General features: G+C 49.8%; 15 protein-coding genes. 3 read left to right on the forward strand and 12 right to left on the reverse strand.

Translation table 11 applies throughout. From position 1 onward, the window contains the following. Positions 1-264: a 30S ribosomal protein S20 gene (gene rpsT / locus J3999_RS04875; protein WP_173284163.1), complete on the reverse strand. Its 264-nt coding sequence runs from the start codon at positions 262-264 to the stop codon at positions 1-3. Positions 265-599: 335 nt separating this feature from the next. Here rpsT and J3999_RS04880 point away from each other — a divergent pair, with 335 nt between their 5' ends. Then, on the forward strand, positions 600-1,394 hold the full coding sequence (locus J3999_RS04880; RefSeq protein WP_173284162.1) for a motility protein A: 795 nt from the start codon (positions 600-602) through the stop codon (positions 1,392-1,394). A gap of 18 nt (positions 1,395-1,412) precedes the next feature. Further along, entirely contained in the window at positions 1,413-2,114 is a 702-nt protein-coding gene (locus J3999_RS04885; RefSeq protein ID WP_208126833.1) for a flagellar motor protein MotB, read from the forward strand. Positions 2,115-2,442: 328 nt separating this feature from the next. On the opposite strand, the gene rlmH is transcribed toward J3999_RS04885, so the two are convergent. From rlmH to leuS, 7 genes are read right to left on the reverse strand one after another with little or no spacing between them, the layout of a single operon-like run. Next, complete coding sequence (rlmH, locus tag J3999_RS04890) at positions 2,443-2,913, reverse strand: 23S rRNA (pseudouridine(1915)-N(3))-methyltransferase RlmH (protein ID WP_208126834.1); 471 nt, start codon at positions 2,911-2,913, stop codon at positions 2,443-2,445. A gap of 12 nt (positions 2,914-2,925) precedes the next feature. Beyond that, positions 2,926-3,294, reverse strand: a complete 369-nt coding sequence (gene rsfS / locus J3999_RS04895) for a ribosome silencing factor (RefSeq protein ID WP_371811857.1) — start codon at positions 3,292-3,294, stop codon at positions 2,926-2,928. Positions 3,295-3,345: 51 nt separating this feature from the next. Continuing rightward, the gene (gene nadD / locus J3999_RS04900; protein WP_208126835.1) at positions 3,346-3,972 is read right to left on the reverse strand and encodes a nicotinate-nucleotide adenylyltransferase; all 627 of its coding nucleotides are present in this window, start codon (positions 3,970-3,972) and stop codon (positions 3,346-3,348) included. A 9-nt stretch (positions 3,973-3,981) separates the two neighbouring features. Then, positions 3,982-5,235, reverse strand: a complete 1,254-nt coding sequence (locus J3999_RS04905) for a glutamate-5-semialdehyde dehydrogenase (protein WP_208126836.1) — start codon at positions 5,233-5,235, stop codon at positions 3,982-3,984. A gap of 32 nt (positions 5,236-5,267) precedes the next feature. After that, a complete protein-coding gene (gene holA, locus J3999_RS04910) occupies positions 5,268-6,299 on the reverse strand; it encodes a DNA polymerase III subunit delta (protein WP_208126837.1) in 1,032 nt (343 codons plus the stop codon). Positions 6,300-6,311: 12 nt separating this feature from the next. Next, positions 6,312-6,863: a hypothetical protein gene (locus tag J3999_RS04915; protein ID WP_208126838.1), complete on the reverse strand. Its 552-nt coding sequence runs from the start codon at positions 6,861-6,863 to the stop codon at positions 6,312-6,314. Positions 6,864-6,903: 40 nt separating this feature from the next. Further along, positions 6,904-9,504: a leucine--tRNA ligase gene (gene leuS / locus J3999_RS04920; protein ID WP_208126839.1), complete on the reverse strand. Its 2,601-nt coding sequence runs from the start codon at positions 9,502-9,504 to the stop codon at positions 6,904-6,906. A 230-nt stretch (positions 9,505-9,734) separates the two neighbouring features. Here leuS and J3999_RS04925 point away from each other — a divergent pair, with 230 nt between their 5' ends. Beyond that, positions 9,735-10,124 carry a hypothetical protein gene (locus J3999_RS04925; protein ID WP_208126840.1) on the forward strand — a complete coding sequence of 130 codons (390 nt, stop codon included), beginning with the start codon at positions 9,735-9,737 and terminating at the stop codon, positions 10,122-10,124. A gap of 30 nt (positions 10,125-10,154) precedes the next feature. Here J3999_RS04925 and lnt read toward each other — a convergent pair whose 3' ends face one another. From lnt to J3999_RS04945, 4 genes are all read right to left on the reverse strand, one after another. Next, the gene (gene lnt, locus J3999_RS04930) at positions 10,155-11,669 is read right to left on the reverse strand and encodes an apolipoprotein N-acyltransferase (protein WP_371811858.1); all 1,515 of its coding nucleotides are present in this window, start codon (positions 11,667-11,669) and stop codon (positions 10,155-10,157) included. Between the two features lie 125 nt (positions 11,670-11,794). Next, the gene (locus J3999_RS04935) at positions 11,795-12,655 is read right to left on the reverse strand and encodes an HlyC/CorC family transporter (RefSeq protein ID WP_208126841.1); all 861 of its coding nucleotides are present in this window, start codon (positions 12,653-12,655) and stop codon (positions 11,795-11,797) included. Between the two features lie 45 nt (positions 12,656-12,700). Then, positions 12,701-13,180 (reverse strand): rRNA maturation RNase YbeY, encoded by a 480-nt coding sequence (gene ybeY / locus J3999_RS04940; RefSeq protein WP_208126842.1) that lies wholly within the window; start codon positions 13,178-13,180, stop codon positions 12,701-12,703. Between the two features lie 55 nt (positions 13,181-13,235). Then, positions 13,236-14,240 carry a PhoH family protein gene (locus J3999_RS04945; protein WP_208126843.1) on the reverse strand — a complete coding sequence of 335 codons (1,005 nt, stop codon included), beginning with the start codon at positions 14,238-14,240 and terminating at the stop codon, positions 13,236-13,238. Positions 14,241-14,242 lie beyond the last annotated feature (2 nt).

Below are 14,242 nucleotides of genomic sequence, written 5' to 3' on the forward strand. Positions count from 1 at the left end.
TTAAGCCATCGCTTTAATACGAGCGTTGATACGGCTCTTAGAACGTGCTGCTTTGTTCTTGTGGATGATGCCTTTACGCGCCATACCATCAAGTTTAGACTGAGCTGCACGGAAAAGTTCGTTTGCTTTCGCCTGATCACCAGAATCGATTGCTGCTAGAACTTTTTTAACTGCAGTACGCATTTCAGAACGCATTGCAACGTTATGTTGACGGTTTTTTTCCGCTTGACGAGCGCGTTTAGCCGCTTGTGCTGAGTTTGCCATTGTAAAACTCCAATTGTTTTTACGTGTTAACGATCCGTAGACCTATCATTAACAATTAACACAACATCCTGCTCCGGAATCCGGAATGTGGATGACTACTTGTGACTGTGCGATACTGAACGAGTCAGTGACGCATTAAATTGAGATTGCGTATTATCCAGCTTTAACAAGTAAAGTCAATCACTTGCAGGCCATCTCGCAGCAAAGTGTCGTCTTCGTACAGATAACCTGACATTATTCCACTTAAAAGCTGTGGAAAATCATCTTAAAATGCCTGATTATCTGTTTTAATGCTTGTATATCAACCGACAGTTGTTTAAAGGATTTAACAACTTATGAATATTTCGATAAGCGCATTGTTCGGCTTTATCCTCGGGTTAGGGCTGTTCATTGCCGCCATTATTTTCAATACCGATAATTACCTGATGTTCTTCAGCCTGTCGAGCCTGTTAATGGTTATCGGCGGAACCATTGCCGCAGCAATGATCTCTTACGACGGTCGCTATGTCATGCTGGCTTTTAAAGAGATTATGTTCACCATGGTCAGTACCAAAGTGAACCCGATCAAACTGTATGAAGATGTCGGAGACCTGATCGACTGGTCGAAAATTATTCGCAAACAGGGCTTGGTCATGCTGGAGAAAGTGATTGATATGCCGGAAGACGGCCAAAGCTTTCTTAATCAGTCGTTTGTCTTCTTGCTTTCCGGATACAAGGGCGGCCACCTGTACAACCTACTGCAGCACTCTCGCGAATCGATTTACGACAGTAATATGCGCCCCGCCAAGGTATTGCAAACCATGGCGGCAACCGCCCCAGCCTTCGGTATGGTCGGAACCCTGGTCGGCTTGATTATTATGCTCAACAGCATGGAAGGCGACCCGTCCAAAATCGGTGGTGGTCTGGCGGTAGCCCTTTTAACCACTCTGTATGGCGTACTGATTGCTCAATTGATTCTCAAACCGGCCGCACGCAAACTTGAACACAAACAGGATCTTGAAGCACAGCGCAACCAGATCCTCAGTGAAGGCATTGTGCTGCTCTCCGAAGGCGCTTCACCGTCACTGATTGAGGACACCATGAACTCCTATCTGCATCCGAAATACCAGTTCCGTCGAGCCGAGCGATAGCCTATGGAGCAGCAACCTATGGATCAAGAAGAACCGCAGCACTATACGCCCCCGGCCAAGCCGAAAAAATGCAGCAGCGAAGAGACTGACGATTGGATGGTCACCTATGCCGATGCAATGACCTTGGTAATGGGTTTCTTCGTACTGATCCTTTCAATGTCGATGATCAACCAGAGCAAATTCGAGGAGGTATCGGCGGCGATTGACGAGGGGTTATTGAAGAAAGAGAAAAAACAGAGCATCTCCCCCTTAAACGAATTAAACAAGAACCTTTCCCAAACTCTTCTGGAGCATCAGGTTCTGCCGCAAGAAGCGATTGAGCAGGGAGATAACTATTTAAAAATCGACTTGCCGGGCAACATTCTGTTTGCAACCGGTTCCGCTGAATTAGGTAGCGGATCAAGCAGACTGATCGCCGATATTGCCAACGACATTAATGCATTCAGCCTGCCTGAGTTCAATATCGAAATTGAGGGGCATACCGACGACATCCCGATCAGCACAGTGCGCTTCCCGTCGAACTGGGAACTCTCATCAAGCCGTGCGATCAGCGTTCTGCAGGTTTTTCTCGCTCAAGGCGTTGATGGCAACCGTCTGAAAGCGATCGGTTACGCCGAAACCCGTCCCAAAGTTCCCAACACCGATGCTCAAGGCAATTCGATTAGAGAGAACCAAAAACTCAATCGCCGTGTAGAAATCAAAATCGCCAGGAATATTTAGAATATTAACCGCGAAAACACGAAGTTCACGAAAGGTTAGAAGATTTTAGTTTGAAAAAACGATGAAGGAAATTGCTCAGTTCTTAAAACCCAACTAAAAAATGAGATTTTTGGTTCAAGATCAAGGCAGGTTTTAGCGACGTGAAGAAAAGAATAACCTTAGAAACGAATAACCTTGAAATTAAAAATACCTTTGTAAAAGCTAAAAACTAACCGCACAAAAAAACGAGATTTTTTGTCCAAGGTCGCGGCAAGCTTTAACGAAGTTTACTATAAATAAATGAGCTAAAGCACAACAAAGAGATTGGACAAAAAAGACGTTTTACCAACTATTCCCTATGGTAGGGGTGGTTTTGAATGACCGACCAAGCTCGATAGATCTGTTCGGCAACCAGAATCCGCACCATCGGATGCGGCAGGGTCAGTTTGGACAGACCCCATTTCCATTGTGCCTGATCAATCAGGCTTTTTTCCAGGCCGTCCGGCCCACCGACAATCAGTGCGATATCCTGACCGCTGCCTAGCCAGTCTTCCATCTTATCCGCCAAGCCTTTCGTGGTAACCTGTTGACCGTGCTCGTCGAGCACTATCAAACGCGCCCCTTTCGGCACAGCTTCCAGAATACGTTTGGCTTCCTCGGCTTTCATCTTATCGACCGAATTGCTTTTACCCCGGTTGGCCATCGGCAGCTCGATCAGTTTCAAGGCGCAGGCTTTAGGCAGACGCTTCGCGTACTCCTGATAGCCATCCTGAACCCATTTGGGCATCTTCTGCCCAACGGTAATAAAATGAATAACCATAGCTGAGGAAACTTATTCCGCCGCGTCTTTTGTATCTAAACGCGTCGCCTGAGATTTAATATCCCAAAGTTTCTCTAGAGCATAGTGAGCGCGAGCGCTTTCTGTCATCACATGCACGATAATATTCCCCAAATCTACCAGCACCCAGTCCGGTTGAGGCCCACCTTCAACGCCCAAAGGCGGCTCGCCGGCTTCCTTGAAGGCCTGCTCAACATGCGAACCCAAAGCGCGAACATGGGTAGTAGAGGTACCGGTACAGACGACCATAACATCGGCAAAAGAACTGACACCTTCGATATCAATCACTTGAATGTCGCGCCCTTTGCTGTCGTCCAAAGTTTTGACCACTAGATCCGTTGCTTGCTGTGTATCCATTGCCATTGGCTTATTTATCTCCTGAGTCATTCGACTGAATTAAATTTATGCGTACCCTTACTGGTAAAGCGCATGCTTCTTGATGTATTGCACCACCCTGAAAGGCGTCAGGTAATCCGCTTCAAAACCCTTTCTCAGCCCTTCCCGTATCCGGGTCGAACTGATATCCAACTGAGTAATCGCCAGCTCCATAATCTGTCCGGAAAGCTGGCTGAATTGTTTAACTTCTCGCTCTCTGAATTCTCTGGCTTCTTCGCCCTGTAAATGCAGATCCTCTCCGGGACGATGCATCACAACGATATTTGCCAACTGCAGAATTCTCTGCCATTGATGCCAGGAACAGAATTTCGCGTAGGCATCAGTCCCCATCATCAGCACCAAACCGGTCTCTTCCTCGGCGAAAAGCGCCTTCAGCTCCGCAAGCGTATCAACCATATAAGACGGCCCGCCGCGTTCAATCTCGATTTTATCGAGGACAAACTCTGGCTGCGCCTCAATCGCCAGTTCAATCATTGCGCAGCGCTGTGCGGCGGAAACCGTCGGCTCTCCACGATGTACCGGCTGATAACAGGGAATGAAGCGTACCTGCTCCAGGCCGAGCAACTGCTTGACTTCAAGAGCAGCTCTCAAGTGCCCGTAGTGAATCGGGTCAAAAGTACCGCCGTTAATGCCGATCAGACGCAAAATGCCACCTTACTTACGAATGGTTCCATCGCCCAATACGATATATTTCAGCGAAGTCAGTCCTTCCAGACCGACCGGTCCGCGGGCATGGAATTTATCGGTACTGATACCGATCTCCGCTCCCAAACCATACTCGAATCCATCCGCAAAACGGGTCGACGCATTCACCATCACCGAACTGGAATCCACTTCGGCCAGAAAGCGGCGTGAGGTGGAAAAGTTCTCGGTAATGATCGATTCAGTGTGCCCGGAGCTGTATTGCGCAATATGATCCATCGCCACATCGACGTCTTCGACCACCCGGATCGACAGAATAGGCGCCAGATATTCAGTCGCCCAGTCTTCATCGGTTGCCGGATTGGCCTCAATAATCGCACACGTCTTAGCACAACCGCGCAACTCGACCCCTTTTTCGGCATACAGCCTGGCCAGTTCAGGCAATACTTTCTTCCCCTGAGACTCGGCAACCAGCAAGGTTTCCATGGCATTACAGACCCCGTAGCGATGGGTTTTGGCATTCAATGCAACATCAATCGCTTTGGTGAAATCCGCATCATCATCAATATAGACATGGCAGATGCCGTCCAGATGTTTGATCACAGGTACACGCGCACCTTGGCTGATACGTTCAATCAGTCCTTTTCCGCCTCGTGGAATAATGACATCCACATATTCAGGCATGGCGATAAGGTGACCGACCGCTTCGCGATCGGTTGTCTCCACGACCTGCACCGCCGTTGCCGGAAGATCCGCAGCTTCAAGCCCTTTGGCAATACATTGTGCCAATGCCTGATTGGAAAATTTAGCTTCGGAACCACCACGCAGGATCGCCGCATTTCCCGACTTTAAACATAAGGCAGCCGCATCCACGGTGACATTCGGGCGCGATTCATAAATAATTCCGACCACACCCAACGGCACACGCATCTTTCCGACCTGAATACCGGAAGGACGGAACGACATATCACTGATTTCACCGACGGGATCCTGCAAAGCGGCAATCTGACGCAGCCCTTCCGCCATGCCGGCAATCACCTTGTCGTTCAGTGCCAGACGGTCCAGCATCGCCGCATCCAGCCCATTTGCCTCACCTGCCTGCAGATCTTTGGCGTTTTCCGCCTTCAGCATCTCAGCGCTGTCTTCAAGCTGCTCGGCAATCGCCAAAAGCGCACGATTTTTCTTTTCGGTATTGGCACGCAATAAAACACGCGAAGCGGCGCGTGCGGCCTGCCCCAGTTCGGTCATATATTGCTCAATATTCATTTCTAGTCCTATCCGTTTGTTTTTCTTCTTCGCTACGAAGCCATTTTAATCACTAAATCGTTTAACGCCGACCAGATCTCCTGCTCGCCGGACACGGCCTGCTGGCCTTTGATTTTCAAATCGATCTGCAGAGCCTGAGCCAGATACGACTGCCAGGCATGGTAGTCCTGACGTTGCAGCGCTTGCCGATATTGCGTCTGATTCACCTGCCATACCTGACACTGCTTGAACGCCTGAGCCAGAGGAACCTGCTTGCTGAGAAACTGCAGTTCAGACAACAGCCGTAACTCGCGGCTCAGAAGCCAAAGTACGATCGGCGCCTCAATGCCTTCCTGCTGCAGTCGCTGCAAAATCTGCATACTGGCATGTCGCTGGCCTTTCAATATCGCAGTGCCGAGAGCAAACAGCTGATAATGTGCCTGATCAACAACATTCTGTAGAATTACCTCGCCGTTCACCTGATTCGTCTCGCCACTCGGGTAACGCAGCGAAAGTTTAATCAACTCCTGATCGGCCGCGAGCAAATTCCCTTCGGTACGTTCGGCAAGAAGGCTGGCTGCTTCCTGATCCAGTTGCAACCCGAGGAAACTGGCTCGCTGCATAATCCATTTCGGCAGCGCTTCGACCGGCACGGTTTTGGTTTGCACCACCATGCCGGCCGCTTCAATTGCTTGAACCCATTTACTTTTCAGCTGTCGGGAATCGAGTTTTTCGCAAAACAGCAAAACGACCATTTCAGGATTTTCCTGCTGCCACTGACAGAATTGCTGAATAAAAGCGCCGCCTTCTTTGCCCGGCGAACCTTTGGGCATATTGACCAAAAGGTACTGGCGGTCGGCAAACAGAGAACCGGCTTGTGTTTCCATTTGCAGCGCCTGCCAGTCAAAGCCGGCATCCACTTCAAAACTTTCGCCTTTAATAAAACCTTCGTTTTTCAAACGCTGACGAATCGCATCCCCGCAGTCACGAAGATACAGCGGTTCCTCTCCGTAAAACAGATAGATCGGCTTGATCGCGAATTGCGGTGTTTGAACCTGATTTAAAAAAGCGCTGGCGAGAATCAAAAAGCTTTTCCGTTATTTCGGTTGCAGGTATTGCAGACGGCGTACAATCTGTTCGGCAATCTCACGCGCCATCAGCTTTTCCAGCTCATAACGTTCCTGATTTGCCGCCATCACACCTTGCGGATCGATCTGTCGATCACGGTAGGCAAAAGCCTTATCCGTCAATAAAACCTTGCCGCTCGCATCACGTATCTGATACGGCTGAGACCAGCGAATAAATTCCGCAGTAGACTCTCCGATCGCCGACACCGAAGTACGCTTGGCGCTTTTTCGCGTTGAACCGAGAATCAACCCGATCTCACGATTAATCGCCTGGGCATTTTGTGTCGAAATGAGTTTCTGCACCGTTTCCACTTCGACCGAAGGCGGCATGAGATTTTTCAACTCGCGTTTAATCGCACTGTCGGTATCCGGCTCGGCCTGCAAAAGAATCGTTTTAAGTTCGGCATTGGCAAACTGTACCTCGCCCCCCGAACCACGCAGCTGAAAACTGCATGCACCGAGCTGCACAACCAAGAGCGCTGCACCTATAACCAGCAACCAATTTTTCAGCATTTTTTGCATCGACATTCCTCTGTTCTGCCTATTAATCAGGTCGCGTCAATCAGCCTTTGACTACCAGATTGACCAGACGCCCCGGAACATAGATCTCTTTGACCAGTTCCTTACCGTCAATAAACTTCTGGACCGACTCATCGTTTTTTGCAGTTGCCAGAATCGTCTCTTTATCGGCGTCGGCAGCGACTTCAATCTTACCGCGCAGTTTACCGTTAACCTGCACCATCAATTCGATTTCCGACTTAACCAAAGCCGATTCATCGACTTTCGGCCAGTCAACATCAACGACCAGACCTTCTTTGCCCAGCGCTTCCCATAGAGTCTGCGCCATATGCGGAGTCATCGGAGACAACATTAATACCAGAATTTCCATCGCTTCCTGCATCAGACCTTTGTCAGCATCGCTCTGTACATTGAATTTACCGATGTCATTCAACAGTTCCATACAGGCTGCAATCGCCGTATTGAACGTCTGACGGCGTCCCATATCATCACTGACTTTCTGTAGCGTTTCATGCAACTTCAGACGCAATGCCTTGGCGTCTTTGCTTAAAGCTTCTGAAGAAGACGGTGCCGCAACGACACCGCCTTCCAGATGACTGTTAACCTGACGCCAGACACGGTTCAGGAAGCGCGAACAACCTTCAACGCCTTTGTCAGACCATTCCAGACTCTGCTCCGGCGGAGCGGCGAACATAATGTATAAACGCAGGGTATCGGCACCGTATTGATCGATCAAAGTCTGCGGGTCGATCCCGTTATTCTTCGACTTCGACATTTTGATCACACCGCCGTACTGAACTACGGAGCCGTCCGATTTCAGTTTCCCGCTAACCACGTTGCCTTTCTCATCGGTGATCGCTTCAACGTCCAGCGGAGAATGCCAGGTCTGTTTTCCGGACTCGTCCTGAGAATACCAACTGCTGGCCAGAACCATCCCCTGAGTCAACAGGTTCTTAAATGGCTCGTCGCTCTTCACCAGTCCCTGATCGCGCATCAGCTTATGGAAGAAGCGCGCATATAACAGATGCAGAATCGCGTGTTCGATCCCGCCGATATACTGATCGACCGGCAACCAGTGATCGGCACGCTCATCCAGCATCGCAGTACCGCAATCTTTCGAGGTGTAGCGAGCGTAATACCATGAAGATTCGAAGAAAGTATCGAAGGTATCGGTTTCACGCTTGGCACGTCCACCGCACTGAGGGCAGCTGCAATTTTTGAATTCGTCCAGCTTAGCCAGCGGCGACCCGGCACCATCCGGAACCAGATCTTCTGGCAATTTAACCGGTAACTGATCTTCCGGAACCGGCAAAGCACCACAAGCCGGGCAGTAAATCACCGGAATTGGACAGCCCCAGTAACGCTGACGGGAAACCCCCCAGTCGCGCAGACGGTAATTGGTCTGTTTTTCGCCAAGGCCTTTTTCACCAAGCACTTTCGCCATGGCTTCGAGCGCCTCTTCCGATTTCAGGCCGTCAAACTCAGCAGAATTGAACAGCACGCCTTTTTCGGTATAAGCCGATTCGGAAACATCGACCGATTCTTCACCGTGCGGAAGAATAACCGGATTAATCGGCAATTCGTATTTCTTGGCGAACTCATAGTCGCGCTGATCGTGTGCCGGAACGGCCATAACCGCACCGGTACCGTAGCCCATCAACACAAAATTGGCAGCCCACACCGGAACAATCTCACCGGTAATCGGATGACGCACACGGACACCGGTATCGACCCCTTTCTTCTCCATGGTTTCCATATCCGCTTCGGAAGTGGAAATGTGCGAACACTCTTCCATAAAGTGCGCCAGTGGCTCGTTATGAATCGAAGCCTTATGCGCCAAAGGATGATCAGCGGCAACAGCAACATAGCTGACACCCATCAGCGTATCCGGACGTGTGGTATAAACATCCAGCGTCTGATTCGGCTTGCCTTCGATCGGGAAAGAGATCTGCAGACCGGTCGATTTACCGATCCAGTTTTTCTGCATGGTTTTAACCTGTTCCGGCCAACCTTCAAGCTGATCAATATCCTGCAGAAGTTCTTCTGCATAATCGGTAATGCGCAGGAACCACTGAGCAATCTCTTTGCGCTCAACAGGCGCACCGGAGCGCCAGCCCTTTCCATCAATAACCTGTTCGTTCGCCAGTACGCACTGATCGACCGGATCCCAGTTAACGACCGAAAGTTTGCGGTACACAAGCCCTTTTTCCATCAGTTTGGTAAACAGCCACTGCTCCCAACGGTAATATTCCGGGTGACAGGTCGCAATTTCTCGACTCCAGTCGTAGCCCAACCCCAGAGATTTCAGCTGGTTACGCATGTAATCGATATTGGAATAGGTCCATTCGGCAGGCGCGGCTTTATTCTGCATAGCGGCATTTTCAGCCGGCAGACCGAACGCATCCCAGCCCATAGGCTGCAGGACATTTTTACCCTGCATACGCTGAAAACGGGAAATTACATCACCGATGGTGTAATTACGCACATGCCCCATATGCAGCTTTCCGCTCGGATAAGGGAACATAGACAGACAGTAGAACTTCTCTTTACTGTCGTCTTCTTTGGCGACAAACGTCTGATTATCGTCCCAGATTTTCTGAATTTCCGCTTCAAGTTTTTGAGGTTGGTATTGCATGTCTGCCATGATGATTTCTTTCGGTCCTTTACTCGATTCTTTGCGGCTCAAGCTCACTTTTACTGCGAGCTTTCAACCAGGCAATTTGAACTGTTGCTATCGAAAAATAAATAAGTTCAGTATTATATTAGGGCGTGCAAGCCTTTGCACGTTAGTTTTGCAAATGCCCGGCGAAACCGGTCGAAGTGAGTCCGCTGCATAGACAATACGCCAGAAGAAGAGCCAATCAGGAGATAATAATGAGCAGCAATAAAATGTTGAAAGCCTACCGCACCCTTTTGAATCACGCCAAAGAGAAAGCCACCCTGGCCGAATACAAGACCTGGCAGGTTCTGGGGCACGCGATCGAGCAAGCTGAGCAGGCCGACCACGACCTGGCAGATCTGACAGCCAAAGAATTCCAACAAGTTCAAAAAGATGTTAACGAAGACATCAATATTCTGGCCGAATACCTTAATGATGTGGAAAAAGGCGTTGACGAATTTCTGGACATGGATCTGCCGGTACTGGAAAAAATCCTTATCGACAAGGCACTAAGCCTTTCCGATCCAACTCAGATCACGGTTTTGCGCCTGCGCATTGCCGCGGCAATGGACGAAGAACACCCGGCTTTCAACCCGCCACATTAAAAGCCATTGCAAATAAGCTACTAATAAGCCTCACCCCTTACGCTTAAACAGGCGGCCTGAGAGACTGAAAAGCAGGATCAGCCCGACCAGCAAGACAATCGGCAAGCGCTGCCACTGTGCGTAAGGAGTCAATCCTTGATAGGGTTGAACTTCCGTTCTTAAAACCCCTTCCTGATAGGGTTCAATTTCTGCCTTAATCCGTCCATCCACACCAACGACAGCGGTATAGCCGGTATTGGTGGCGCGAGCAATTTCTCTTCCCAGCTCCAACGCACGCATCTGCACATCCTGCAACTGCTGAGCCGGTTCCAGCGTATGTGCGAACCAGGCGTCGTTCGACACGGTTACCAGATACTCGGCCTGCGGCAACTGTCTGGCCAACTCTTCGCCAAACGCCATTTCGAAACAGATACTCAATCCCGCTTTATGACCGCCAAGTTCGATCGGCTGCTGATCGGCAGAACCGGCACTGAAAGTAGCATAAGGAATTTCAAAAAGGCCGCTTAAAAAGCGGAAAGCTCTATCGAAAGGAAAGTATTCACTGAAAGGCACCAGATGATGCTTATAGTAGCGGTCTTCGACCTTGCCGACATTAATCAGCGCATTGTAGTAATCTTCACTGTCCCGCCCTCCAGCAATTACACCGACCAGAATATCTTTCTGCAACAGTTTCGCATCGGCAATAAAGCTTCTCAAAGCGCCTTTATGCACAATGTCAAAGTACGCCGGCACTGCCGTCTCCGGCCAGACAATGACATCGGCATCCAGGTTCATTTTGGTCATCCCGATATAACGCTCAAGGGTAGGAAAGAACTCATCGGACAGCCACTTCCTTTCCTGCGGAACATTGCCTTGCAATAGAGCAATATCAATTGGCTTTCCACTCGGCTGAACCCATTCGACTTTTTGCAACATACCACCGGAAGTCCAAAGAACTGCCAGAACCAGACTACTGAGAATCCAGGTTCTCTTGGTAAACAGCAGCACCAGTGCACCGGCACTTAATGCCAGCGCCCAGCTAAGACCCCAGACACCTAATATCGGCGCATAGCCATCCAGCCAGGTATGCAGATGGGAGACCCCGGCCAACAGAAACGGATAGCCGCCGAACAACATACCTCTAAGCAATTCAAACAGCACCCACAAGGCCGGAAAAAGCCCTAGAAGAGTCAATGCCGGACGCGACTTGAACTTGACCGACATCCAACCGGCCGCAGAGATAAACATTGCCAGATAAAGAATCCAGCCAAAGGTCAATAAAACCGCCAACGGAAGCAATACTTCGGCAAAAAGGTAAATACTGGAGAAAAGCCAGCTGACGCCTACGCCGAACAAACCCAACCCGTACCATAATCCGAGTTTCGCGCCATCATACGGCGTCGCCGCTTTCATCCACAGGGCGAACAGACCGGCCAAAGAGCCGAGCATCACAGGAGAATACCCAAAAGGCGCAAACGCCATAACCGCCAAACCGCCTAAAACCAGAACAGCCAGATGCTCTCGTCCCGGGCGCATAAACCCGATTACCCGCTTTAAGAATTTCACCCGTTTTTCCTTAATTCCATTTATTCACAGCAACTTAGGCTAAAACCTAAGTGCCATTGAGATACCGCCAAAAAAAACGGCTAAGTTACTCACTTAGCCGTTCTTCCTGACACCTTAGCGCGCTTTTATATCGCTTGCTCGACCGCCTGCTCTGCCCCATCCTCTTTCAGCGGACGGACTTCGAACAGTTCGGCTCGACGTTCGCTGGCCTTGGTGACGCGAATCACCAGCTTATCGACAACAAATTCTTCATCAACAGCCGGAACATGTCCGAACTGAACGGCCATATACCCCCCCAGAGTTTCCGACAGATCTTCATCGATATCAAGATTGAAGAAACCGTTAAACTCGTCCAGTGGCGTAATCGCATTCACCGAATAGATTTCACCGGCACGCTTCTGGATATTATCGTTCTCTTCCTCATCGTGCTCGTCTTCAATGTCACCGACAATCTGCTCGATAACATCTTCAATCGTCACCAGACCGGCCAGTTCGCCATATTCGTCAACCACCAGAGCCATATGGTTACGGCTCTCTTTAAAGTCCCGCAGAAGCACATTCAAACGCTTGCTTTCCGGAACAAAGACCGGCTCGCGATAGATCGCCTGCAAATCTTCCTTACTTTGCAACTGCCCTTTAACCACGGCACGAAAAACGTCCTTGGCCAAGAGAATTCCGACAATCTTTGTGTCTTCGATAACCGGATAACGCGAATGCGAACTCTCCAGCATCTCCTCCAGAATCTCGTCCAGAGGCTCGGTTGCATCGATCAATTCAATCTGCGGGCGCGGAACCATAATGTCGCGCACACGCGCTTCCGAGACCTGCAGCACTCCTTGGATCATCAACAGAGCGTCGGCATCAATAATCCCTTCATTGTGAGCTTCTCTAAGAGACTCAACCAAATCTTCTCGACTCTCCGGTTCGTCCGAAAATACCTTCCCAAGACGCTCTAACCACGAAGAGCCGCTACTACTGTCACTCATTTACTAATTTTCACCTTTAGTGATTTTAATTCTTTAACTGCCCGATCAGGAGTTATCCTGCTCGTAAGGATCTGCATAACCAAGGCGCTGCATGATCTCTTTTTCCAGAGACTCCATCTCTTCGGCGTCTCGTTCTTCTATATGGTCATACCCCTGCAAATGCAAGGTGCCGTGAACAATCATATGCGCCCAGTGTGCTTCAAGCGGTTTACCCTGTTCCCGTGCTTCTTTCTCGACGACCTCGGCACAGATCACCAGATCACCTAAATAAGGCAGCTCTTCGCCCAATTCCAAAAGCCCTGGAGGCTGCTCAAAAGGGAAAGACAAAACATTGGTCGACTTATCCTTGCCGCGGTAATCGCGATTTAAATCCTGACTTTCCTGAGGATCGACAATACGGACAACCATTTCAACTTCCTGATAGGCGAGATCGTCCTGCAAGGAGATACCCACCCACTTTTTACACTGTTCCAGAGTCGGTATACTCTGCGGCTCTATAGCCCACTGAAGATCAATATCCAACATCGCTGCCCCCAAACTGCTCACCACCAAAAAACTCGATTCAAACAGACAAACAGTGCTACTTAGCTACACCGGTTTGCTCTTTGGCCGCTTCCTTGCGGCGCGCCTCTTTACGATCGTATCGATCGTAAGCATGCACAATTTTCTGTACCAGACGATGACGTACGACATCCTGAGCCTGATAAAAGGTGAAGCCGATTCCTTCAACCCCTTCCAATACCTCTATGACATGCCGTAAACCGGATTTCTGATGACGCGGCAGATCACATTGCGTGATATCGCCGGTAATCACCGCCGTCGAACCGAAACCGATTCGCGTCAAAAACATTTTCATCTGTTCCGTCGTGGTGTTCTGCGCTTCGTCGAGGATGATAAATGATTCGTTTAGAGTTCGCCCGCGCATAAACGCCAAAGGCGCCACCTCAATCACATTCTTTTCCAGCAGGCGCTCGACCGTTTCAAATCCCATCATTTCGAACAAGGCATCAAACAGCGGGCGCAGATACGGATCGACTTTCTGACTTAAATCACCCGGCAAAAACCCGAGTTTTTCACCGGCTTCGACCGCCGGACGAGTCAATACGATTCGGCGCACTTTTTCATTTTCCAGCGCTTCGACCGCGCAGGCAACCGCCAGATAGGTCTTACCGGTTCCCGCAGGGCCGATTCCGAAATTAACATCATGCTGCTGAATCGATTCGATATAGTCGGCCTGATTTTTATTACGCGTCTTGATCGTTTTGCGACGGGTTTTGACCAGCACCTGTTCTGCATCCAGCGTCTGAGCCTGATCATGACCGTGCTCATGCAAAACCAGATGCACCTTCTCCGGCAACAATGTCTCGTCGGCAGTCATGGCAAAAAGCTCGCGAACGACCTCTTCCGCTTTATGCACACGATCCGCCAAACCGGTTATCGAAACCAGAAAACCGTGCAGATTGATCTCCACCCCCAAACGCAATTCAACCTGACCGAAATGCTCGTTGTGCCAGCCACAGAGATTCTGTAGCCGCTCGTTATCTTCTGGTTCTAAACGAAACTGAATGGTATGCAGTGCTGACAAAG

This window comes from Thiomicrorhabdus sp. 6S3-12 (assembly GCF_017571475.1).
Taxonomy (GTDB): Bacteria; Pseudomonadota; Gammaproteobacteria; order Thiomicrospirales; family Thiomicrospiraceae; genus Thiomicrorhabdus.